The organism is Paenibacillus sp. S28 (assembly GCF_016624415.1).
GTDB lineage: Bacteria > Bacillota > Bacilli > Paenibacillales > Paenibacillaceae > Paenibacillus_AQ > Paenibacillus_AQ favisporus.
On record NZ_JACVTM010000004.1, the window covers coordinates 263,995 to 285,300 of the forward strand.

Consider the following 21,306-nt stretch of genomic DNA (forward strand, 5'->3'; position numbering starts at 1 on the left):
GCTTACTATATCGATAAATATAGAATTATAAACCTATGGAAGGAGGGCAACCCCATGAACAAGGAGCAGTCACATCAGGAAGCTGTAAAAATATACAAAGCACTCGGGGAGCCGACCCGATTAAATATCGTCAAACTCTTATGCAAGCATGATGAATTAAGCTGCAGCCAGATTGAGGAGCAGCTGAATTATAAAGGTTCCACCCTGTCGCATCATCTGAAACAGCTGGTGGAGTGCGGGGTGTTGAGGCTGGCGCGCAAGGAAGGGACTTATCATTTTTATCGGGTCAATCAGGATACATTAGATCGTCATGTCGTGCTTCAGCCAGATTAATTTTTTTCGGCCCCATATTTCGATAAATTTAAATATATTAAGATAAGATCCCAAAAAGTTTGCTGTCATTAGCGGCAGTTTCTTTTTTTGACCAATAGATTGATAGTTTTAAATCTATAAGAGTACAAGAAAGGGGGGATTCAATATGCATGCATTTTATTGATTAATATTTCGATAAACATAAAAATATCAAGCTATTCATGTTAATAACCTAAAGGAGAGGATTCAATGAATAAAATGGGACTCGTTTATCTGCTTGCTTTCGGCGCTTTTGTCATGGGGACGGCTGAAATGGTCGTCATGGGGATTTTGGGGATGATCTCGAATGATTTGAACGTATCCGTAGGCACAGCCGGGCAATTAGTTACGCTGTATGCCGTTGTATTTGCGATCGGAACCCCGATCCTTGTATCGCTTACCGGCAAAATGAAGAGAAAAAGGCTGCTGCTGCTGACCTTTACTTTGTTTGTCATTGGTAATTTGGTCGCCTTCTTTAGTCCGAATTTTACCGTCCTGATGATTTCCAGAATGATTCTGGCAGCCAGTCAAGGCGTATTTACGGTGGTGGCTCTCATGGTCGGCTCCAGCCTGGTGGAGCCCCAAAAGCAAGGGAATGCCATCGGCATCATTTATATGGGATTTAGTACTGCCTTGGTTGCAGGCACTCCGCTCGGAACCATCATCGGCGAATTTTGGGGATGGCGGCCGGTGTTTATGCTCATTGCGGCATTGAGTGTGCTTGCCATGATCGGAATCGCCGCGTGGATGCCGAAGGTACAAGAACAGAAGCCGACCTCGATTCGGGACCAGCTGCTTGCGCTGAAGGACCGCCGAATGGTCAGCGGCTTGATGATCACTTTTTTCTGGATTGCCGGTTATCAGTTGATGTTTACATACATTGCGCCTTTTCTTGAGACGGCCGTGGGCATGAATACGACGATGATCAGCACGGCGCTCTTCGTATGCGGCCTGTTCGCTGTCATGGGATCACGCCTTGGCGGGTACGGCGCGGATAAGTGGGGAATTGGCAAAACGCTGCTCGTCAGCCTGCTTCTTCATGCAGCCGCACTGGCCGTACTTCCACTGGCCGCAGCCACGATGGTGAGCGCGCTGATCATTCTGGCGGTCTGGTTCGGAGCGGCTTGGATGACGACTCCCGCTCAGCAGTATTACCTCATCTCCCTTTCCCCGAAGACTTCGGGTCTTGCGCTGGGACTGAACAGTTCCATGCTGCAGCTTGGAATGGCGGTAGGCGCCGGGGTAGGCGGATGGGTGGCCAATCAGACGTCTCTGATGCAGCTGGGTTGGGTAGGAGCGGTAAGCATTCTGCTTAGCGTGATCACTGCGCTGTACTCTTTTTCGCTCAAAAGCAGAAAAGAATCGGTACTGAGTAATTAACCTCTGGAACTCACCGTGAAAGGGGGGATGCCTGACCTTGAAAAATGCTGCAGGGATCAATTGAACAGAATATTTTGCTGTCGTATACAACCAAAACTTTTAAATGAGGTGTGAAAAATATGACTGAATATCAACTTACTTTGAAAGACAACCGTATCGTATGGGGGAATGAGATCGATGTGGAGCAGCGAATTGGAAACTCTTCGAATGACTCGTTCCGGCAAGGGGCAGGCAGCGCCTTGGATTGGAACTTGCCTGCCGGTATATATCGGGCAAAAGAGGTCGTCATGGAGCTCGATAAGCTGCTTGAGGCGATGCTGATCCAGCTGGGTGAACCGGTAAACGGCGATCCGACGGTGCTACTGGACAGCCTTCAGGCCAACTTGGCGATTTCCGGGCGCGTGTCATCTCTGCCGCTCGGTCCCCTGGCTTTAGAGGATAAAGCCGGCACCGAGCTTACGGCCCAGGCAGTACGTATCGGCGAGCAACTGGTACGCTGGGCGCGGGAGATTAACTCCGGGAAGAAAACTCTCGCGGAGTATGGGCCGGAAACGCTTGGACAGCTGGAATTTAGAAGCCACTGCTACGGTCATGCCCTGATTCCGGACGCTGTTGCACAGGTCTGGGGACCCTTTGGCGGCCCAAGAATCATGCAGATCTATAATGAATACCTGCACCAGATGGTTTTGCTGCGGGATGCTTTGCTTCCGTTTGCCAATTGGGAGCAGGTTCCGTTTGAAGTGAAGGAACATACGGAGTTTAAAGGACTCCGTTTTCTGGAACCGGCCCGGGAGACCTTTTTAACTCAGCTACTCGGGAAAAAGTTAACTCACAAATCGATTGTCCAGTATGCGCAAAGCGTGGTCAGCTCGGGACTGTCCGAAGCCGGTTACGGATTCCAATATCGTCTGGGCACGGTATTGCCTGCCGGGCTGGGAGAGCCGGTCGGGACGGCGGCGCGGTACCTGCTGAAATGGCATCCGGTACAAACGATACAGGCAGAAGAAACGCAGGATATGGCTGCGATCTCGTTCGATTACGAATATGACGATTATTATGCGGCACCGCGCACCGAGGCGGGAAGCGGTACACCAGGGAATAAAGATACGCTTCCTGTCTCCTTAGGAGATTTCGCTGGTCCGAACGTCGCGCGTTTACTGCCGATTACTGCTTCTGATCGAACGACCCTGCGATTGAGCTTGGAAGTGGACGGACGTGAATTTTCGGTGGATCTCGGTCAGCTCTTTAGGGGGCACCGCTTTATGTACCGGCCCGAAGGAAACGACAACGCCGATGTCGCTATTGTGAAGCGTACCTCTGTCAGCCTGCATTCGGCAGCGGACATCCTTGCGCTTTCCGGATTGGTGACAAATACAGACGGAATCCACTTCATTCCAACCGATGGAAACGAGCTTGTACGGTGGGCATTGCTTGGTAAGCTGTATCCCGAAAATGTGGTTATATTAGACAACGGCGATCCAGAAGAACTGGAAAAAGCCTATGTTTCCGGCAAGGGCTTTGGGACGCAGTTTTTAGTGTTGTAAGTCCAGCAATCCGAATGATTATTTGCCCTGTAGACCGTCACATATAATCGACACGATGCGCTCGGGATATGGAGCACTCTCGCTGTGCGCTTGCAGGATACCGACAAGCAGGATCCGGATGTCGCTAATGCTGGCGTCAGGCCGGACGGAGCCGTTGTGTTGGGCTCGGGCTAGCAGTTTGCCGAGCTCGCTCCAGAAGTCTCCCGCAACTTCTTTAAGCGCGGCGTCCTTGTCCAAACCGCTGCCGACAAGGGCGTCGGTTATCGCTTTGTTAGCTATGGCTTCACGGATCACGATTCTAAAATAGCTGAAGAACGCTTCGCCCGGATCCTCGTGGCGGAGCCATTTTTTTGCTTCCTCAACAAGACGCGCCTTGTAGCTGACCATCACCGCTCCAAACAATTCTTCCTTGGTCGGGAAATGCCGATAGGCGGTGCCTACGCCAACCCCGGCATGTCGAGCAATTTCATCCATCGAGACGGTAATGCCTTCAGTAGTAAAGAGCCTGTGCGCGACATCGAGCAATTTATCCCGATTTCGTTTGGCGTCGGCACGCAGTGCTTTGGAAGAGGGCATGGCACCGTTGGAGTCGGTACCACCACCGTGATCAGCCGGTATGTTCTGTTTTGACATCTTGGGATAACACCTCGCTTGAATCTATATTACACAATGGGCAAACCGTTGACAAACGGAGAGTGTTCTCCGTATAATCTTAACCGGAGAATATTCTCCGTTTAAGATTATGGTGATTTCAAATTCATGAAGCGAGGTGATCAGTTTGACAGAACAGACACAATCAGCCGGCGCCAGTCCGCGCGAAATCATTGAATGTTTTATACGGGCTACAGCTGACAATGCATGGGATGAACTTGCAGATCTATACGCTCCTGACGTGGTTATCGAAATCCCGTTCGCTCCCCCTGGGGTTCCCAAGCGGACAGAAGGAAGGGAGGTACTCCGCGAACGATTTAAGAGCGTCGCCGGAATGAGACGGTTTGATAAGGCTGAGTTACTCGCCTTGCACGAGACCCGGGATCCGGAAGTCGTTGTTGCCGAATGGAATGTTCACGGTCATGTGACAGAGACCGGCCGCTCATTCACCTTTTCGTATATTATGGTGGTCAGGGTCCGGGACGGACAGATCTTATCCTCCCGCGACTATTCCAACCCGATCGACGGGGCGGAGGCGTTTGACAGACTGCCGCAGTTATTCCAGGCGCTTACGGACCAGACGCCATCGAATTGAGCACTAAGCTGTGCAGCCCAGCAGCAGGCCTAGTACCTTCATTTAGGCAGAGAAGCTTTTCCCTGTAGGGAAAAGCTTCTCTTTTGCAGAAGGTTTGATTAATGAATATTTCTCCTTGTTAGCTTTGCTGCTGCACGCCTTTAAGCCACACGGCTTCGATCGACAGGGTATCCGAGATATGACTTGTCGGGTCGCCATTCACCAGAATAAGGTCTGCGCGCGAACCTGCGGCAATGCGTCCGCGATCGTGAAGCCCGAAGCGGCGGGCCGGTTTCGAGGTGGCGGACTGAAGCGCTTCGATCGGAGTGAACCCAGCTTGAACGAGCAGCTGCATTTCATGATGGACGCTGGCACCATGCGCTAGGCCGCCGAGATTCGGAACGGGAACAGGGGAGACATCCGTTCCTACCAGAATGTCCACGCCAGCCCGATGAAGATCCATCACGTTCTTAAAGCTGTTCTCCATATCGCCTTGCGGGAACGTATTGAAGCTGGAGTTCAGAATATCGATCCATTCCGGACTTAATTTGGAATGCACCCGCGGATCATTGGCCAAATCGGATGCCGGATTTCCAAGGATGGACGAGTTCAATACGAGGCACGGCGTTACAAACGCGCCAGAATCGACAATAGATTGGACCAAATCGGGCGTGAGTTCAGGTCTGTCGATAAACAGGTGGCCCAATCCGTCCACTCCGAGAGCGATGGCGGTCTGCGAAGAACGAGCCGTCAGGACATGGGCGATGACGATTTTATCAAACTTGTGAGCCTCTTCAACGGCAGCTTTAAGAATCTCGTCGCTCAGGACAGGCAGGCCGGGGGCACCCATGACCGTGCCTTCTTCAATCATGATTTTAATATAGTCCGCGCCATTCTCCACTTGGGTATGCACGTGTTTGATCGCTTCTTCCACCGTCGTCACCTGGGGCACTTCTTCGTGATCGTGGGCGTAAGCCGCCAGCATCGCTTCCCGGTCTTCCTTCGATAACTTCTCCAATTCCTTTAACACGAACTCGGGGATCTCGTCTCCATCGGGCAGCAATTCATCCGGATGACCGCCCGGAGCGGTGATCGCGGTTCCGGCGGAACGGACATCGGCGGCGCCTTCCACATTTTTCAGCTGAATCGCCCGTCCTCTTTCCGTAAAATCTCCGTTCATTTCGAGTTCGGTCGTCACACCGAATTTTACAGCATCCCGTAATCCTCCAATGGAAGTGTGAACATGGGCATCAATCAAGCCCGGCAATAATGTCGCATAGTTTGCATCCACGATGACTGCATCCTCCGGAACGTCAGTGCCCACGGCAATGATGGTCTCCCCTTGAATGAGCACATTTCTTGCCTCAATCACTTGTTCCCCATCGAAAATCCGTGCATTTATAATGGCCGTAACCTTGTCCAGCGTATTCTTCATTTCGTTATTCCTCCTTGGATGTGTGCTTGAAAACAATTCGAAGTATAACAGTTAGTTTTCTAACAGTCAATAAACTAATATTTAAATTGACAACCTTCCGCAATCCCCGTATAGTTTAAATGTTAAAAATTAGTCTCCTAACATTTTGAGGAGGAACGATCATGAAACCTCGCAAGGATACACTCTATCTGGACTTGTTTCAGATTATCGGCCTGAAGTTGAAGAAAAAGGCGGATGACAGCATTAAAGAGCTGGGATTAAACGCGCAGCAAGGCAAAGTCCTTGATTATATTCATAAAAACCAGGATAAAGATATCATTCAAAGGGATTTAGCCGATCGGTTTCATTTGCAGGGGGCCAGCATAACAAGCATGCTCCAAGGCCTCGAGAAAAAGGGATATATTGAGCGGAAAATTCCGGCCAATAATGAACGGCAGAAAAACATCTATGTTTTGCCAAAGGCCGTTGAATTGATTGATGCCTTTAACGAATCCTTTCAGAAGGTTGAGGACGAAATCGTTCAGACCCTGACCGAAGAGGAGAAGCAGCTGTTAAAGGGACTGCTGGTCAAAATTAATGAACGCTTATAATCCGTTTGCGAGAACCAAGCGGACAGCCAAAAAAGACGATCATCCCCTTTAATGGGCGATCGTCTTTTGGTGCTGGATGCGCGTTTAAAAACCGAAATCGAGGGAGCTGCCCGTCTCGGCGATGGACTTGATGTTGCTTAGAATCATCCACCAGAACTTCTCGGTTTTCAGGAACAAAGGGTTGCTGTCGGTCCATTGATCATTGATGAGGTGCAGCTTGGTGCACGATCCCACCGGCTCTAACCGGATCGTTACCCGGCTCTGCATCGTCTCGTGTTCGGCGAAGTGGGAGGGGCCAGGATGGTCGGTGTAGCTGAGTACCCGGTATTTTTCATAGGCCAAAATTTCTCCGTAAATGTGCACCGTGTTTTCCCCGTCAGGCCCAGGGCCGACGAACCGGATCGGATCGCCTGCCTGTAGACTCGATTGAATGACGCCTCCCATAAAAGCGCGGGACGATTTCTCAGGGTTGAACAGCACGTCCCAAACCTCTTCGGGGCTGGCTCCAATGTAGAAGGTGTACTCTAACTGCATGTCGAATCCTCCTTGAAACAAAAATATTAACGTTGTATACATGTAACGTACCATTTCCGTCTTTTAGGTTTCTTGTAAAAACGCGCCATTAGGGGGAATTCGATGCGCCATCAGGTTAACCCTAACCGAGGGATATTGCATTTTGACCCGGCACAAACGAACGTCAGAATTACACGTCATCCGCCATCAGAACAGCTTCGGCATTTGATCCAGCATTACTGGTTCGTCGAATGGAATTTAGAGGGGCAGCCGTCGTATACGCAGGAGGTATTGCAGCATCCCGGGGTCAACATCGTGTTTGAACAAGGAAGTTCATACGTCTGCGGAATCGAAAGCAGGAAAGCGGCTTATACGCTGCAGGGGATGGGGATGATTGTAGGAATTCTTTATCGGCCAGGGGCCTTTTACGGTTATAGTTCAGAGCCTATGTCGGAACTGGTGGACCGTAAAGTGGATATCTCCAGGTATTTTCCGTTTGATGCAGAAGCTGCAGAGAAGGGGATATTTGCATCGAACAGTCTGGAAGAGAGGGTTGCCTTTATTGAAGGACTGCTGTCCAGTTACATTCCGGAGCCGGATGACAAAGTGGACGAACTGAACAAGATCGTCAGGGCGATCATGGAGGATCGTTCGTTGACGAGCGTAGATTTGTTGGTGAACCGGTTCAACGCATCCAAACGCACGCTGCAGCGCATGTTTAAACAGTACTTAGGGGTAAGCCCCAAATGGGTCATTCAGCGATACCGCATGCACGAGGCCAGCGACGCGATTGAAAATGGAGCCGATATCGCCACAGTAGCCTTGGAGCTCGGTTATTTTGACCAAGCGCATTTCAGCAAAGATTTTAAGGCGATCGTAGGAGCGTCTCCCGATGCCTACCGGCGGGGGGATTAAGATAGTCCAGCACTTAATGACTATATGAGTTCTGGGGATTGGAGTCGTCGCCTTGTGGTTAAGCTGGAAACATCAGTCGTCATTTGCAGAATGGCTTTCAGGCAGCGGTTTAAAACATGTTATAATTCAAGTACGGCTAGCGGTTATCAAAAGGGCAAAGGAGGTTGAGCTTGAATGTCTACTCCTAATTCCCTCCATCAGTTCATTGTTGGGGAGCTGCATTTTGCACTAAGGACCTACCTTCAAAATCGGGATTGCTACGTATTTGTCGCTCCGTTTGATGTGTTTTTTAGCGAAAGTGACCAATATGTTATGCCAGATCATATTGTACAACCTGATTTGTCCGTTGTTTGCTCGAAAGATCAAATTGTTAAAAATGGCTGCCAAGGCGCTCCAACGCTGATCGTCGAAGTATTATCACCATCTACTGCGTTAAAAGATTTTAACGAGAAATTTAACTTATATCAGAAATTCGGTGTCCAAGAGTACTGGATCGCTGATCCAGGAAATCGTACGGTTCACGTTTATGCGCTGCAAGATGGTTTGTACCAAGTCCGGGAGCTGTATACCGAACAGGATACCGTTAAATCCATTTTATTTAAAGATTTTGAAATATCATTGAACAGGCTGTTCAGCCTTCAAATGTAAAGCGCCGGCAAGACGTTGTCTTGACCGGCGTTTTTGTAAATATATGAAATTATTCGCTTCGGTGGCTTGGGATTTTATTGCATGAAGTCAGCAAAATCGGGAATGCTCGGATTCGCGATATAGTGCCCGCCTTCGACCTGGATGGTCTGGCCCGTAATGAATTTCGATTCATCCGAAGCTAGGAATAGGACGGTGTATCCGATATCGTCCGGTTCTCCGTGGTACGGGAGCTTGTTGTACTTGGCGAAAATGTCCAGCACTTGCGGCGGCATGTTATTTTTAGCGGCGGGAGTGAGAATTAAGCCAGGTGCAACTGCATTGCAGCGGATGCCAGAGGCGCCGTATTGGGTGGCGATATATCTCGTCAGATTCACGACCGCGGCTTTGGAAGCACCGTATGCCGAACGAATGGAATCGCCCGTAAAGCCTGCCATGGATGCCGTATTGATGATGGATCCGACGCCCGACTCGATCATATGGGGGATCGCGAAGCGGCTGCCGAGCAGCACACTTTTCAGATTGACATTCATGAGCCGGTCCCACTCCATCAGATCCATACTCACAACATCCAAATCCTTCTGAAGATTGGTTAAGCCTACATTATTGAACAGCACCGTAATTGTGCCGAAGTGCTTGACGGTAAACTCGACAGCTTCCCGGATCGAGCTCTCGTCGCCTGCATCGAGGAATAGGCCGCAGGCTTCTCCGCCTTGTGCGTTGATCTCAGCAGCTGCCTGCTGCGCTCCTTCCGCATTAAAATCCGCAATCACCACTTTGGCTCCCTCTTTAGCCAACAGTCTTGCGGAGGACAACCCAATTCCTGAAGCACCTCCCGTTACAAGGGCAACTTTTCCTTCTACTCTTGCCATATGAAATGAACACCCGCCTTTTTGTTTAGAACATTAATATTTAGACATCTAAATAATATCAAAGTTTATTGGGGCAGGCAAGTTAGGGGACCATGGGACTGGCAAGTCATGACTAATTATTAAAAAATAGTAAATCAGTTTTTGATTTGCTCTGTTAACATGATTCGTAGACGACCGGAAAGGGGCTTTAGGATTGAAAAAGGGAATAGGATTTGCTGCATGGTTATTGTCTGCCGCTTTTGTGTTTTCAGGATGCGCTTCGGACAAGCCGGCGAGCGGTTCACAAGATGTCAAACAGTCCGTAACTTCTTCGATGGAAAAAGAACAAGAGCCATCTAAGCTGCTCAGCGCTTCTGAAAATGGAGAGGTAGAGCTTTTTGAAACAACAAATGGAGTCATTGTAGACGTTAACGGCAGCCAAAAGAAATTCGATTGGAAAATACTTAAAGGTGTTTCTAATCCACAGGTGTTCTATGTTGATCTGACAGGTGATGGTAAAGAAGAAGCGGTCATCATTATGGTTACTGGATATGGTACTGAATTAGATACGAATGAAGCCCATATTTTAAACGGGGAAAACCTTGCGGAAATAAAGATACAAAGTGTTGAGGAAATTCTTGCGGGTATAGAAACCGAGGTCAACCAAAAGGGCGGTGAGCTCCTAATTAAGACCAAAGCTCAAGGGAAAGAATACAAATTCAGCAAGAAAATCAGCGAGTTAGCGTTAGCGCATGATCCAGATGATCAATTTGAAAACAAACTTTACTTTGGTAATGTAATTCTAAACAATGTAAAAGATCAGAAACTGACAGTTAATATAGTCGGATCTGTTAGACCCATTGATGGCGTGCTACCTGAGTACGTATGCACTGTTCATGTAACGTATAAATATGACCAAGCCCTAAATGAGTTTGCTGCAGATCAAATACAAATTACCTCTGAATAAATAAAGGAGAAGCTGGCCCGAATTGGTCAGCTTCTCCTTGGCGTCGTACTTTACATAAAGTTATTTCTATAGTGCAGCTATTAAATCGCCCTGATCGCATCCATTAATAATAGCGTCGCTTTGCCCAAGAGGTGTTTATCTTTATAAACGATGCCTAGCGGAACGATAGGGTGGATGTCGGAAAATGGACGGATGACCAAAGAACCCTCCAGTTCGAGTCCGCTGTACATCGGAACGACCCCCACACTGGATGCTTCCTTAAGCATTTGCTGAATGACAAAGAAACTTCCTACCTCCATACAAGAAAAAGGATGGGGTTCTGTTTGGCTCACCGCCCTCTCCCAAAGCTTTCGATAGATACAAGTCGGTTCTTTGACCAGAATCGTAAGTCCCGCGAGGTCGCTTACTGCAATCTCATCCCGTTTGGCAAGCGGATGATCCACATGCATCATCACCCCGAGTCGATCCTCGAACAGCGGTTCAAAATCCAGCATGAATTTAGCCGAGGGAACCGAGCATATCCCAAAGTCCAGTTCGCCGGATCGAACCCTTTCCGCAATCGGCTGGCTGCCGCTCACTTCCATCGTTAACTGCACTTTCGGATGCAGCCTGCAAAAATCAGCAACGACCGCCGCCAATCTTTGGCTTGCGATGGGTTCGATCGCGGCAAAACGAACGGTCCCTCCTTCTCCATAAGCGATTTCGGAGACGGTCTGCCTTATGGATTGGACGGACTTCAGCAATATCCCGGCTTCTTGATGGAGCCACCGGCCAGCCTCGGTGGCGATCACACGTTTGCCATCCCGAATAAATAAAGAAACACCCAAATCAGCCTCCAAACGCTGGATCTGAAGGGTTACCGTGGAGGGTGCATACTGAAGCTCCTCGGCAGCTTTCTGAAAGTGTCCGAGACGTACGCAGGCTTCGAACGTTTTTAAGGCTCGCAAATCCATCTTCGTCCCCTCCTTAGTTTAAGATAATTAAACAATTCATTCATATAATTCAATTTTACAAAATAATCGCACTCTTTTAAACTAATTTCAAACCAAACAATGGAAGGAAAATCAAATGATGGGCCAAAAATCGGCATGGAACGGGATCACCTTGTGGGCATCGCTGTTATTTGTCGTGATCCTCGGTTTTTCCCGGCTCTCTTATGGCATGTTTCTGCCGGGAATTCAGCGGGAAATCGGGGGGAGCTACAGTCAATTGGGTATGTTGGGGACGATCAATTTTATCGGTTACTTGGCGGGGACCTTGTGCCTGCCTCCATTGATCTCGCGGTTTCCGGACCGGAAGCATGCCATCAATCAAGCGACATGCTTTTTGCTCGGATTGGCCATGATCGGCTCGGCATTCAGCGATCATTTGGCCCAACTCGGTTTATGGCGTTTTGCCATAGGATTTCTATCAGCTCTCGCCACGGTGCTCGTCTTGTCTATTGCAATGGACGCCGTTCGGCCGGCTGAGCAGGGAGCGGCTTCGGGCTTGATTTGGCTGGGCGGCTCCGCCGGCATTCTGCTCACGGGTTTATCCGCTCCCCTTACGATTGACCCGTCCCATCTGCAGGGCTGGCGGTACGCTTGGGCAGCCATGGGCGTATTCGGCATCGCGGCCGCGTTCGGTTTTGCGGTGGTCACGAGCAAGCGGAGACAGGGAAGTTCATCGTCCCAGGCAGAAGTGAAAACCCCGGATCAACAACGCGTCAAAGTATACCGGCTTCTATTCAGCCCCGAGAAGCTCTTGTTCTTAATCGGTTCTTATTTTTTCTTTGGTGCGGGATACATTATTTACTTCACGTATCTCATCCCTTATCTGGTAAGCAGGGGCATACCGGCCCTCTTCGCCGGGTTGATCTGGTCCGGTATCGGCTTGGCGGGCATGTTTAACGGCTGGATCGGCGGCAGGGCTATCGACCGGTGGCCGAGCGGGTATACACTGGCGGCGGGGCTGTCCTTGGGAACCGTCGGGGTGCTCGGTATAACGACCGGGAATTTGTTCTTTACCGCACTAGGAGCAGTGATGATCGGACTTGTTTCTTTTATTACTCCGCCGCTGATGACGACTTCGCTGCTTCGGCGCCACGTTCCATATCGCGCCTATGCGGCATGCCTCAGCATCGCCACCGCCTTTTTCGCGGCAGGACAAATGATGGGACCCATCGTCGGCGGGGTAGGAGTGCAGCAGTACGGTTTGCAATTCGGCGCGGCGTCAGGCGCGATCTTTATGGGAATTTCCGCCGGGTTGGCGGGCTTGTATGGACAGAAGCAGCGAAAAACGAAAACACGCGACCTGCATCTTGGCGTCTGAATCGTATAAAAAGGAGGAACAGTACAATGACGGAGCATACTCCATTGGCACGAAGGAAATATTTTAAATCGGGAAATCTTCAGTTGTCCTATCTTGATTTTGGCGGAGACAGCAGGCAGGTGCTGGTGATGCTGCATGGTTACATGGCTAATGCAAGGACCTTCTCGGAGCTGGCGGCCCGATTCAAGGATTGGCGGGTGATTGCTCTGGACCAGCGGGGACATGGATGGAGCGATCATCCTTCCGGACAGGAATACGCCAGAGAAGATTATGTAATGGATATTTGGAATCTGGTCCAGTCGGAGCTCGGTGGACAGCCGGTTACGATTTTGGGACATTCTTTGGGTGGATTAAATGCTTATCAATTCGCTGCCCGTTATCCTGAACTGGTGAGCTCCTTGATCGTTGAGGATATCGGCGCGGAGATTAACGCGGACTTTTCCTTTGCCGTCAAGCTTCCGTTCCGGTCGCCTTCCTTGAAGCAGCTGAGGGAATCACTTGAAAGCGCAGGACTCCGGGCGATCGACTACTTTGCCGAAAGCGTGCTGGAGGATGAACGGGGCTGGGGCTTCCGAACGGATTTGAAAGGGCTGCAGGTATCCGTCCCCCAATCCAACGGGGTGTGGTGGGACGACTGGCTGCACTCAAGCTGCCCGATCCTCCTGATTCATGGCGGCAGGAGCTTCATCCTAGATACCGAACAGGCGAGACGCATGCAGGCAAGAAGACCGGGCACCAAGCTTGTCGTTTTCGAACAATGCGGTCACGGTGTCCACTCCGATGATTTAAACGGTTATGCTCAAGCGGTGAACGAATTTCTGGCTGACCCGTATAGCACCTGAAAAAGCGCAGTGAGATGGGCGGGACAGAAGTAATCTAAAGAAAGCGGGAGGTCGTGACCTGCTGTTAATACAGCCGCAGAGCCGGAATCCAAATGCAATAAGGTTAACCTTAAGGGCGCTTCTTGCGCTTTAAGATTAACCTTATTTTTGTTACTTGGTTACGACTGTCCGAGCTCTTGCACCGAATGTTGATTCACGTTAAGCGGAATTAATATAACCGTTCTTCGCCGGTTACCGGATTTTTGAACGCGGACTTGATATCGCTGCGGCTGAGTTCTCCAGCGAATTCGGTGTCCGGGGCTTCCGGACCCTTGTTACGGTTTGCTTTGGCCGCTTGTTCCTTCGCTTCCGCTTCGTTGGCTAAGTGGTTATCCTTTTCCATTTCGTTTCGATGCCTCCCTTGTCTAAAATCCATTTATCATTAGGATGCAACTTCCAGTCTGCATCTATGCATTCCATCCCTTACATGGATATTAAACGGCTATATTTTTTCTTTCCCTATCCCCCTACAGGCTAATGAACTATGATCAGAATAGCGAAAATTCAGGAAGCGAATCGGGAGGGAAAAGATGTTCGAATCGATTTACGATCAATTGAACCGATGGGGGAAGGACGACACATTTTTCGTGCGCATCATTGAGCGGATCAAGCCTGACGGAATAGCCGATTTAGGCTGCGGAACCGGAAGGCTGACGCTGCATTTGGCGGGTAAGGGTTATCACGTGACCGGTTTGGATCCCGACGAGGCGTCGATTCGGATTGCCAAGCAGAAGGACACAGAGAACGCCGTGCTATGGGAGGTTGGAACGTCCGAGAAACTGGGGGCGGAGCGGTTTGATGTGGTGATGATGACGTCCAACGTGGCACAGGTTTTTGTGACGGACGCGGAATGGACAGCCACGCTGCACAACATTTTTCAGTCCTTGATGCCGGGAGGGTATCTTCTGTTCGACACCAGAAATCCTCTCGCACGCTCTTGGGAACGCTGGACCAAGGAACACTCTCTTAGTGAAGTCGTGGATCCGGCAACAAAGGCGAACATCAGAACCTGGCATGAGACGACCTCGGTTCATCTGCCCCTGGTGACGTACGATACTTTTTATGAAAATTTGGATACCCATGAGGTTCGGAGCGAAGACGATACGCTGATTTTTAGGGAGAGGGAGACGCTCAGGCAGGATCTGCTTGCTGCAGGCTTTCAGCAGGTGAATATATACGGAGACTGGGAATTCCAGCAGGCGGGGCTCCATGCCAAATCCTTTATCTTTGCTGCTAAAAAGTAAAAAGAAACAGAATATCCGCATGGTTTCTGCAATGAATCAGCCTGTCGGCCTAAGCCGGCAGGCTGTTCTGCTAACGTGCGAGATTCATGAGAACGCCGAGGGTTAGATGCTGAACCGTCCCGGATTTTACGAAAGAGCTGCTTACTCTGCGGTTTCGTCCAAGTCTTCCGTATAGGCCAAAATGCCGCGCTTGAAATAAAGCAGCTTTTCATCCGTAGTCGATTCCATGAGATTGGTAATCAGGAGTTCGACGCTTTCTTTATACTGCTGGCCGTTGTACAGCGCCATGGCCAGAAAAACCCGGAGTGCCCGGTTGTCAGGGAACTCCTGAACGCCCCTGCGGAGCGTTGCGATCGACTTCTCATATTGGCCCCAGTACCGGTAGGTGCTCCCCAGACCGAGTAGACAGCGTTCCAGATCGTTACCGGAAAGGCCGAGCTGCAGGGCGCGTTCGTAGTATGGGATGGCTTCTTTCCCCAATCCCGAGTTGTCATGGGCTATTGCGGTCTGGTAGTTCACCTGCGCATCATTCGGATCTTCGTTCAGCAGACCCAACAGCCGGGCGCGCACATCGGCGAGAAGCTCTTGATCCTGGTTGGCGCGCCCCTGTTCACGGAGAGCAATTAATTGCTGCAGTTGGTCTTTTGGCACGTTGCTTCACTCCTCTTTTTCCACATGAAGGAATTCTAACACAGCATCTGAAGGGCGTCTATTTGAAGTCTGGTTAAAATGGTATGATGGCGAATAGAAAGCTTGCTCTTTGGGTTTGAGAGGGTGAAATGATGCGAGTAATTACTTTATGCGGGTCTACTAAATTCAAAAGGCAATTCGAACAGGTCAATGCTTATTTAACGCTTAAGGGAAATATTGTGATAAGTTTAGCATTCTTTGAGCAAAGTGAAGGAATCGAATCGGCGTCCCCCTTACGGGGGATTTTCTATTATACAAAATCGTTTTATAGTATTAAAATACAGCGCAAACCAATCAATAAGGATGCAAAGGAGGGGTATCATGAATACGCGCTGGAACCCATGCCTTAGATGAGAAAACCATGGGGGATTAACATGACGTTAATCTATCGGCGCTAGAATGAAAGCAGCATCCGCATGGATTCGATCGCATCGTTATAGCCCGGGGGCTTATGTCGTCAGCAGATCAATGCGTTGATTCTAGCGATTTTATTATTTGGGAGGAAATATCCTGATGAGTTTAAAAGGGAAATCGATATCGATTCTATCGGCGGCTGCCCTGCTGGGCGCTCTGGTGCCGCATGTATCCGCAGATGCGTCCCTATCCGACATTTCAAACAGTAATGCCAAAGACGCGATAAATGAGCTTGTCAGCAAAGGAATCATCCATGGAACAGGCGATGGAAAATTCAATCCGGCTAGCGGTATCCAGCGGCAGGATTTTGCGATCATCATGGCCAGAGCGCTCCAATTGGATCTTAGCCATCCGCCGGTAACGCCGACCTTCAAAGACATACCGAAAGAAAACTATGCCTATGCTGCCGTGGAAGCTGCGTTCAAGGCAGGATTGTTCAAAGGCATGGGGAACGGGATTTTCGGAGCGGGCCAAAACCTCACCCGTGAGCAAATGGCAGTGATTTTCGTGAACGCCCTAGGCGTCAACCCTGCAGGAAAAGGAAGTAATTTAACGTTCTCCGACGCTGCATCCATCTCCGCATGGGCCAGAGATGCCGTCGCCGCTGCCGTTGAATTGGGACTCATTCATGGATACCCCGATGGTACCTTCAATCCCGGAAATCAGGCGACCCGCCAGGACGCAGCCCTGGTGACGGTCCAGTTTCTGAACGACAAGGCAAAGGCTGACGAAGGCAGCACCCAGCCGCCCAAGGTACCGCCCGCAACGCCAACGTCGCCCACAACTCCTTCACCAAAACCAACACCACAACCAACACCGACTCCGATTCCGTCGACGCCATCTTCCGGCGGGGGCGCTCCCTCCAATGGAGGAGGAGAAACTCCTCATCAGAATCCGGATCAAGCCGCTGCAGAACCGGTAAAAGCCGAAATCGCAGCATTGCCTGCAAAAGCAAATATCAAGTTATCCGACAAACCGGCCGTCGTCCAAGCCCGCGCACACTATGATGCGTTAACAGATGCGCAAAAAGCCTTGGTAGGCGATACCGCCAAGTTGACGGAGGCTGAACAAACGATTGCTGAACTGGAAACCCAAGCAGCGCTGGATGAGCAGGCTGCAGCGCCGGTCCGAGCCGAAATCGCGTCCTTGCCGGCGAAAGCGAATACCAAGCTGACCGATGAACTGGCTGTAACGTCAGCCCGCGCCCATTACGATGGTTTAACAGATAGCCAAAAGAAGCAGATAGGCGATATCGGCAAACTGACGGACGCCGAGGACATGATCAGAGATTTGAAAATCGTGGCCATGGCCAAAGGGAATTTGCAGGTCGTTTACAACGGCGTTGCGGAAAAGATCGAGCTGCAAAACGCCCAAGACGGCGCGACGATTACTTGGATCCTGAAAAACAAGGATCAATCAACGATCGTGGATATAACGACCGGCAGCGTGCAGCGTGAAGGATTGAAAGAAAACACGGACGTCGTCCTTGTCGCGAACATCGCCGCAGGAGCTGCTTCCGATACGAAAGAGATTAGTATTCGCGTGAAAGCTATTAAGGCCGAACCAGAGGTGATCACGAGCAAAACCATCGCCGATTTTGACTTTTCCACCATCTATGCAACGCAAGCCCGAGGGGAGAGCTTCCAGGTCCAAACGACTGACTTCCAAAGCGCGCCCAAACATTTCACGATCAGCGACGGGAAGATAACGATCCCTGTCGATTTGACATGGAATATCCCCCTAGGGGAGTTTACTGTAGGGCAAGTCGTTGGCTCGGCCGTCGACAGTGCTATTCAGGATTACTGCAATGCGTATGGAATCGACCTGGGGAAGCGAACCTTGGGTGCCGTCGGATTCGGGGATACGTTCTCGATCTTTGCATTCAGCACCGGCTCGGAGTCTTCCGTTACGTTAGGCGGTCCTGACTGGAATTATTTCTTTCCACAGAGCCAATATAACGGAAGCGATATCGACCATAGCAAGAATCGTACGTTTAACGTGAGTGATGGGGAGCATACGACCGTCGTAACGTTAGATTGGCAGTATACCGGCATGGAGTCTTTGGTTGAGGCTATTAATGGCCAACTGCAAGGTGCATCCGTTTCCGCCGCGGCGGAAACGGTAAACGCCAATCAGTTTAGGCTGGTTGCCAACTCGACGGGCATTCAGCTAACCGTTTCCGGCGTGGATAAAAATCAGTTTTTCGAGGAATAAGCATGCAAAGCCCGAATCTACCGGCAGGTGATTCGGGCTTTTTTCAGTACGCCCATGCCAATCAGACTAAGTAAAAGGCCCGCAAGAGATGGAAATCGCTTGATAAAAGCCATTCCACTCGGTGTCGGTGCCTAGTAAATGCCATCTTGGAGTCTGGGAGCCGTATTGATGCGCGTCCAGCCTAACCGTCATGCGGACTCTGGCCTATGTTGGCGTTAAAGTAATCGATCAGCCAATTCGTCAATTGCTGCTGGGAGCCGCTAATAAATCGATCCGCATAGTACATCAGCTCGAGATAACGCACCGGCGTCGGTCCAGTAATCGGGATCGATGCAATTTCGGGCCGCTCCGGATTTTGTCTGAGCAATCCAGCCGGTTGAATCGTCGCGCCTACCCCGGCTGATACTAGTTGCAGCAGCGAAGTGGCTGAACTGGCCTCCATCACCGTCGTTAATTCGAAGCCCTCTTGTCTGCATACATCGTCAACCAGATCGCGGCCGAGATACCCTTTTGGATACATCACTAAGGCATGCTCCTTCAGTTCCTCCAGCGTGATCTCCTTCCTGTCAGCGAGCTCGCTTGCCGAATTCACGAATAGATGATAGGGTTCGCATCCAAGCGGAATTTGGGTCAGCCTTTTATCCACCGGCCCGCGCAATCCAATGCCGAGATCTACTTTATGATTAAGCACTTCGTCCTGTACGAAGATCGTTGAGAAGGCCTGCAGCTGGATGTCAGGATAGGTGGATTTGAACTGGACAAACAGCGGAACGAGCTGAAAATCCAGGTCAGAAGGAAGCACGGCCAGCCGAACGGTGCCTTGTTTGCCGGACTGGAGCTCCTTGATGGCATTTTTGGCATCCCGTTCCGCCTGCAGCATTTTCGTTCCATACTCCCGCAGTAGCCTACCGGCTTCCGTCGCAACCACCTTTTTGCCGATGCGGTCGAAGAGCGGCATGCCGAACTCCGCTTCAAGGATGCGAATCTGCTGGCTTAGTGTGGGCTGGGAGATGCCTAGCTCATCGGCGGCTTTCGTAAAATGAAGATGCTCATATACGGCCATAAAGTACTGTATATTTCGAGTGTCCATGCAAGGTCTCCTGATTTTAATAGTATTTTACTATCATAATAATATAAATTATAGGATTGAACAATGAAAGGTGGTTCCATATACTGAATGTACATAAAGCAGATGGGTGGAGGAAATCGATGAGAAAGTTCTATTTATTATTAGCTATATTTATCGCGGCGTTGAACCTGAGGCCAATTCTTACGTCTGTCGCCCCTTTGCTCGGTACCATGCAGAGCGATTTGGGAATGAGCGGGCTGACTGCAAGTCTGCTCACGACGCTGCCTGTATTATGTATGGGGATTTTTGCTCCTGCAGCGACGGCGCTGAGTGATCGGCTGGGGCTGGAGCGCACGATTGTCATCGCTTTGCTGCTCATTACAGGAGGCACCGCTTTGCGAGGAATCGTCGGCTCCGTCACGATCCTGGTGGTTACAGCGTTGGTAGGCGGAATCGGGATCAGTTTGGCAGGGCCTCTATTGTCCGGTTTTATTAAAAAATATTTCCCGACGAAGCCCGGCATCGTCAGCATCTATTCCGCATCAATGACTGTGGGGGCTGCATTAGCATCCGCCTTCTCCATTCCGATATACGACCGGAGCCATCACAGCTTAACGTTGACCTTGTCATGCTGGGCTATTTTAGGTGTAATTGCCCTCTTGATCTGGTCGGCATTTCTCCGGAACAGGGCCGAGCGGAAGAGATTGGTTCGTTCCAGGCTGCCCATCCGTAATAAAAGAGCGATATTATTAACGTTATTTTTCGGTTTTATGGCAAGCATGTTCTATTCCATTACCGCATGGATTTCACCGATTGCCCACAGCTTCGGGTACAGTCCGTCGAGCTCGGCGGTGTTCCTTACCGTGTTTACGATTATCCAAGTTCCTGTCTCCTTAATCGTTCCGGGTCTGGTTTCCCGCTTTGGCAAAAGAAGATTGTTTCTGGTTTTGTGCAGCGTGTTTGAGCTGATCGGCATTGTGATGTTATTGTTCCACCTGCCGATGCTGCCGGCTATCATCTGTTTGGGAATCGGGGCAGGCGGATTATTCCCGCTGGCGCTGATGCTGCCGATTGTCGAGACGAACACTTCGGAGGAAGCGGGGGCGTGGGCCGCGATGTCTCAGTGTGGAGGTTACATTATCGGCGCATTCGGCCCGCTGCTGGTGGGAACGATCCATGATTACAGCGGAAGCTTTCACGCTGCGCTTCTCGCGATGCTCGTAATCATCGTGGCGATGATCGGGGTGCAGCTGCTGATCGCAGGCAAAAAGGCTGAGGAGGGGGCAGGTTCTTAAAGGCTATTAGGGAGATTGACTAGGGATGATAGAACCGGCCTCGAGAATCTCATGGTACTTCAAACAAAACAGCCCTATCACTATATGAATCCGTAGGCTTTTACACGGAGTTGGAAGAGGTAAGGATTAGGCAAAAAAGAGGGCTTGCTAGCCCTCTTTTTAAAAATTTAGCTGCTGTTATTCCCCTGACTTAAAATCCTCCCTCAAGAGCCCCATCACGATGGTGTCGACGTACTGTCCATCAATATAGGAATGCTCGCGCAGTCTTCCCTCAATAACGAAGCCGCACTTCTCGTAGGCACGGATAGCCCTTGCATTACCGCCCCATGTTTCGAGTTGAACACGCCGTAGGTTCATCGTCTGGAATACATACCGGATCAGCGCTTTCAGGGCATCCGATCCCCAGCCTTGCCCCCAGAAGTCCTTGTTTCCAATACCGATGCCGACGGTGCAGCGGCGGGAGACGATGTTCACGTCTCGGTACTCAATGAATCCGATATGCTCGGGTTGTTCGCCGCGCGTATAAATGGAGAATCGTCCTTTTTCCCGCTTATCCAGTTCCAGGATTTCCTTTCTGTATGCATCCTCCAAATATTCCAGTGGAACATGGCTGAACAAGAACAGGGCCGAACCCGCTTCCAGCTTGGCTGTTTCCTCATCATTCCTCCAGGCGTATGCCCGTCTGTAATCATCCAGAGAGACGGGGCGCAGTTCGACCTTTTCACCAGTAATCAATGGGATCTACCTCCATAACCGTTTTTGATCGTCGCCAT

General features: G+C 50.3%; 22 protein-coding genes. 13 read left to right on the forward strand and 9 right to left on the reverse strand.

From position 1 onward, the window contains the following. Nucleotides 1–54 precede the first annotated feature (54 nt). From IAE55_RS12635 to IAE55_RS12645, 3 genes are all read left to right on the forward strand, one after another. Nucleotides 55–333: an ArsR/SmtB family transcription factor gene (locus IAE55_RS12635; protein WP_076173865.1), complete on the forward strand. Its 279-nt coding sequence runs from the start codon at nucleotides 55–57 to the stop codon at nucleotides 331–333. Between the two features lie 228 nt (nucleotides 334–561). Next, entirely contained in the window at nucleotides 562–1,731 is a 1,170-nt protein-coding gene (locus IAE55_RS12640; protein ID WP_145164816.1) for an MFS transporter, read from the forward strand. Between the two features lie 119 nt (nucleotides 1,732–1,850). Beyond that, the gene (locus IAE55_RS12645) at nucleotides 1,851–3,275 is read left to right on the forward strand and encodes a hypothetical protein (RefSeq protein WP_200632621.1); all 1,425 of its coding nucleotides are present in this window, start codon (nucleotides 1,851–1,853) and stop codon (nucleotides 3,273–3,275) included. Nucleotides 3,276–3,293: 18 nt separating this feature from the next. Here the strand turns inward: IAE55_RS12645 and IAE55_RS12650 are convergent, their stop codons facing one another. Beyond that, on the reverse strand, nucleotides 3,294–3,908 hold the full coding sequence (locus IAE55_RS12650; protein WP_145164812.1) for a TetR/AcrR family transcriptional regulator: 615 nt from the start codon (nucleotides 3,906–3,908) through the stop codon (nucleotides 3,294–3,296). A gap of 136 nt (nucleotides 3,909–4,044) precedes the next feature. On the opposite strand from IAE55_RS12650, the gene IAE55_RS12655 reads away from it, so the two are divergent. Further along, a complete protein-coding gene (locus IAE55_RS12655) occupies nucleotides 4,045–4,521 on the forward strand; it encodes a nuclear transport factor 2 family protein (RefSeq protein ID WP_145164810.1) in 477 nt (158 codons plus the stop codon). Nucleotides 4,522–4,639: 118 nt separating this feature from the next. On the opposite strand, the gene IAE55_RS12660 is transcribed toward IAE55_RS12655, so the two are convergent. Beyond that, nucleotides 4,640–5,935 carry an amidohydrolase family protein gene (locus IAE55_RS12660; RefSeq protein ID WP_200632629.1) on the reverse strand — a complete coding sequence of 432 codons (1,296 nt, stop codon included), beginning with the start codon at nucleotides 5,933–5,935 and terminating at the stop codon, nucleotides 4,640–4,642. A 161-nt stretch (nucleotides 5,936–6,096) separates the two neighbouring features. On the opposite strand from IAE55_RS12660, the gene IAE55_RS12665 reads away from it, so the two are divergent. Next, on the forward strand, nucleotides 6,097–6,525 hold the full coding sequence (locus IAE55_RS12665) for a MarR family winged helix-turn-helix transcriptional regulator (protein ID WP_105444216.1): 429 nt from the start codon (nucleotides 6,097–6,099) through the stop codon (nucleotides 6,523–6,525). Nucleotides 6,526–6,609: 84 nt separating this feature from the next. On the opposite strand, the gene IAE55_RS12670 is transcribed toward IAE55_RS12665, so the two are convergent. Then, nucleotides 6,610–7,059 carry an SRPBCC domain-containing protein gene (locus IAE55_RS12670; RefSeq protein WP_145164806.1) on the reverse strand — a complete coding sequence of 150 codons (450 nt, stop codon included), beginning with the start codon at nucleotides 7,057–7,059 and terminating at the stop codon, nucleotides 6,610–6,612. Nucleotides 7,060–7,161: 102 nt separating this feature from the next. On the opposite strand from IAE55_RS12670, the gene IAE55_RS12675 reads away from it, so the two are divergent. Together IAE55_RS12675 and IAE55_RS12680 are read left to right on the forward strand one after the other, a co-directional pair. Next, on the forward strand, nucleotides 7,162–7,953 hold the full coding sequence (locus IAE55_RS12675; protein WP_145948434.1) for an AraC family transcriptional regulator: 792 nt from the start codon (nucleotides 7,162–7,164) through the stop codon (nucleotides 7,951–7,953). 174 nt (nucleotides 7,954–8,127) lie between these two features. After that, nucleotides 8,128–8,601, forward strand: a complete 474-nt coding sequence (locus IAE55_RS12680) for a Uma2 family endonuclease (RefSeq protein WP_145948433.1) — start codon at nucleotides 8,128–8,130, stop codon at nucleotides 8,599–8,601. Nucleotides 8,602–8,675: 74 nt separating this feature from the next. On the opposite strand, the gene IAE55_RS12685 is transcribed toward IAE55_RS12680, so the two are convergent. After that, nucleotides 8,676–9,470, reverse strand: a complete 795-nt coding sequence (locus IAE55_RS12685; protein ID WP_200632631.1) for an SDR family NAD(P)-dependent oxidoreductase — start codon at nucleotides 9,468–9,470, stop codon at nucleotides 8,676–8,678. 193 nt (nucleotides 9,471–9,663) lie between these two features. Here IAE55_RS12685 and IAE55_RS12690 point away from each other — a divergent pair, with 193 nt between their 5' ends. Continuing rightward, a complete protein-coding gene (locus tag IAE55_RS12690; protein ID WP_200632632.1) occupies nucleotides 9,664–10,416 on the forward strand; it encodes a hypothetical protein in 753 nt (250 codons plus the stop codon). 80 nt (nucleotides 10,417–10,496) lie between these two features. On the opposite strand, the gene IAE55_RS12695 is transcribed toward IAE55_RS12690, so the two are convergent. Further along, on the reverse strand, nucleotides 10,497–11,369 hold the full coding sequence (locus tag IAE55_RS12695) for a LysR family transcriptional regulator (RefSeq protein ID WP_105444219.1): 873 nt from the start codon (nucleotides 11,367–11,369) through the stop codon (nucleotides 10,497–10,499). Between the two features lie 115 nt (nucleotides 11,370–11,484). Between IAE55_RS12695 and IAE55_RS12700 the strand changes: the two genes are divergently transcribed. Beyond that, entirely contained in the window at nucleotides 11,485–12,726 is a 1,242-nt protein-coding gene (locus tag IAE55_RS12700) for a YbfB/YjiJ family MFS transporter (protein WP_234489502.1), read from the forward strand. A gap of 26 nt (nucleotides 12,727–12,752) precedes the next feature. Continuing rightward, nucleotides 12,753–13,568, forward strand: coding sequence for an alpha/beta fold hydrolase (locus IAE55_RS12705; RefSeq protein WP_200632634.1), 816 nt, complete (start codon nucleotides 12,753–12,755; stop codon nucleotides 13,566–13,568). A gap of 208 nt (nucleotides 13,569–13,776) precedes the next feature. Here the strand turns inward: IAE55_RS12705 and IAE55_RS12710 are convergent, their stop codons facing one another. Further along, nucleotides 13,777–13,950 (reverse strand): hypothetical protein, encoded by a 174-nt coding sequence (locus IAE55_RS12710; protein ID WP_167527123.1) that lies wholly within the window; start codon nucleotides 13,948–13,950, stop codon nucleotides 13,777–13,779. 187 nt (nucleotides 13,951–14,137) lie between these two features. On the opposite strand from IAE55_RS12710, the gene IAE55_RS12715 reads away from it, so the two are divergent. Then, nucleotides 14,138–14,851: a class I SAM-dependent methyltransferase gene (locus IAE55_RS12715; RefSeq protein WP_200632636.1), complete on the forward strand. Its 714-nt coding sequence runs from the start codon at nucleotides 14,138–14,140 to the stop codon at nucleotides 14,849–14,851. Between the two features lie 141 nt (nucleotides 14,852–14,992). Here the strand turns inward: IAE55_RS12715 and IAE55_RS12720 are convergent, their stop codons facing one another. After that, nucleotides 14,993–15,502, reverse strand: a complete 510-nt coding sequence (locus IAE55_RS12720) for a tetratricopeptide repeat protein (RefSeq protein ID WP_200632638.1) — start codon at nucleotides 15,500–15,502, stop codon at nucleotides 14,993–14,995. Between the two features lie 552 nt (nucleotides 15,503–16,054). Here IAE55_RS12720 and IAE55_RS12725 point away from each other — a divergent pair. Next, a complete protein-coding gene (locus tag IAE55_RS12725; RefSeq protein WP_200632646.1) occupies nucleotides 16,055–18,169 on the forward strand; it encodes an S-layer homology domain-containing protein in 2,115 nt (704 codons plus the stop codon). Nucleotides 18,170–18,350: 181 nt separating this feature from the next. Here the strand turns inward: IAE55_RS12725 and IAE55_RS12730 are convergent, their stop codons facing one another. Continuing rightward, nucleotides 18,351–19,259: a LysR family transcriptional regulator gene (locus IAE55_RS12730; RefSeq protein ID WP_200632648.1), complete on the reverse strand. Its 909-nt coding sequence runs from the start codon at nucleotides 19,257–19,259 to the stop codon at nucleotides 18,351–18,353. Nucleotides 19,260–19,378: 119 nt separating this feature from the next. Between IAE55_RS12730 and IAE55_RS12735 the strand changes: the two genes are divergently transcribed. Beyond that, on the forward strand, nucleotides 19,379–20,533 hold the full coding sequence (locus IAE55_RS12735) for an MFS transporter (RefSeq protein WP_200632650.1): 1,155 nt from the start codon (nucleotides 19,379–19,381) through the stop codon (nucleotides 20,531–20,533). Nucleotides 20,534–20,710: 177 nt separating this feature from the next. Here the strand turns inward: IAE55_RS12735 and IAE55_RS12740 are convergent, their stop codons facing one another. Beyond that, nucleotides 20,711–21,268 carry a GNAT family N-acetyltransferase gene (locus IAE55_RS12740; RefSeq protein WP_105444224.1) on the reverse strand — a complete coding sequence of 186 codons (558 nt, stop codon included), beginning with the start codon at nucleotides 21,266–21,268 and terminating at the stop codon, nucleotides 20,711–20,713. Between the last annotated feature and the right edge of the window lie 38 nt (nucleotides 21,269–21,306).

Bases quoted from the DNA above. Each gene is read 5' to 3' on its own strand.
- IAE55_RS12660 (WP_200632629.1), bottom strand. From the start codon at position 5,935: ATGAAGAATACGCTGGACAAGGTTACGGCCATTATAAATGCACGGATT.
- IAE55_RS12665 (WP_105444216.1), top strand. From the start codon at position 6,097: ATGAAACCTCGCAAGGATACACTCTATCTGGACTTGTTTCAGATTATC.
- IAE55_RS12735 (WP_200632650.1), top strand. From the start codon at position 19,379: ATGAGAAAGTTCTATTTATTATTAGCTATATTTATCGCGGCGTTGAAC.
- IAE55_RS12685 (WP_200632631.1), bottom strand. From the start codon at position 9,470: ATGGCAAGAGTAGAAGGAAAAGTTGCCCTTGTAACGGGAGGTGCTTCA.
- IAE55_RS12650 (WP_145164812.1), bottom strand. From the start codon at position 3,908: ATGTCAAAACAGAACATACCGGCTGATCACGGTGGTGGTACCGACTCC.
- IAE55_RS12680 (WP_145948433.1), top strand. From the start codon at position 8,128: ATGTCTACTCCTAATTCCCTCCATCAGTTCATTGTTGGGGAGCTGCAT.
- IAE55_RS12705 (WP_200632634.1), top strand. From the start codon at position 12,753: ATGACGGAGCATACTCCATTGGCACGAAGGAAATATTTTAAATCGGGA.
- IAE55_RS12710 (WP_167527123.1), bottom strand. From the start codon at position 13,950: ATGGAAAAGGATAACCACTTAGCCAACGAAGCGGAAGCGAAGGAACAA.
- IAE55_RS12635 (WP_076173865.1), top strand. From the start codon at position 55: ATGAACAAGGAGCAGTCACATCAGGAAGCTGTAAAAATATACAAAGCA.
- IAE55_RS12730 (WP_200632648.1), bottom strand. From the start codon at position 19,259: ATGGACACTCGAAATATACAGTACTTTATGGCCGTATATGAGCATCTT.
- IAE55_RS12725 (WP_200632646.1), top strand. From the start codon at position 16,055: ATGAGTTTAAAAGGGAAATCGATATCGATTCTATCGGCGGCTGCCCTG.
- IAE55_RS12670 (WP_145164806.1), bottom strand. From the start codon at position 7,059: ATGCAGTTAGAGTACACCTTCTACATTGGAGCCAGCCCCGAAGAGGTT.
- IAE55_RS12715 (WP_200632636.1), top strand. From the start codon at position 14,138: ATGTTCGAATCGATTTACGATCAATTGAACCGATGGGGGAAGGACGAC.
- IAE55_RS12645 (WP_200632621.1), top strand. From the start codon at position 1,851: ATGACTGAATATCAACTTACTTTGAAAGACAACCGTATCGTATGGGGG.
- IAE55_RS12700 (WP_234489502.1), top strand. From the start codon at position 11,485: ATGATGGGCCAAAAATCGGCATGGAACGGGATCACCTTGTGGGCATCG.
- IAE55_RS12675 (WP_145948434.1), top strand. From the start codon at position 7,162: ATGCGCCATCAGGTTAACCCTAACCGAGGGATATTGCATTTTGACCCG.
- IAE55_RS12695 (WP_105444219.1), bottom strand. From the start codon at position 11,369: ATGGATTTGCGAGCCTTAAAAACGTTCGAAGCCTGCGTACGTCTCGGA.
- IAE55_RS12640 (WP_145164816.1), top strand. From the start codon at position 562: ATGAATAAAATGGGACTCGTTTATCTGCTTGCTTTCGGCGCTTTTGTC.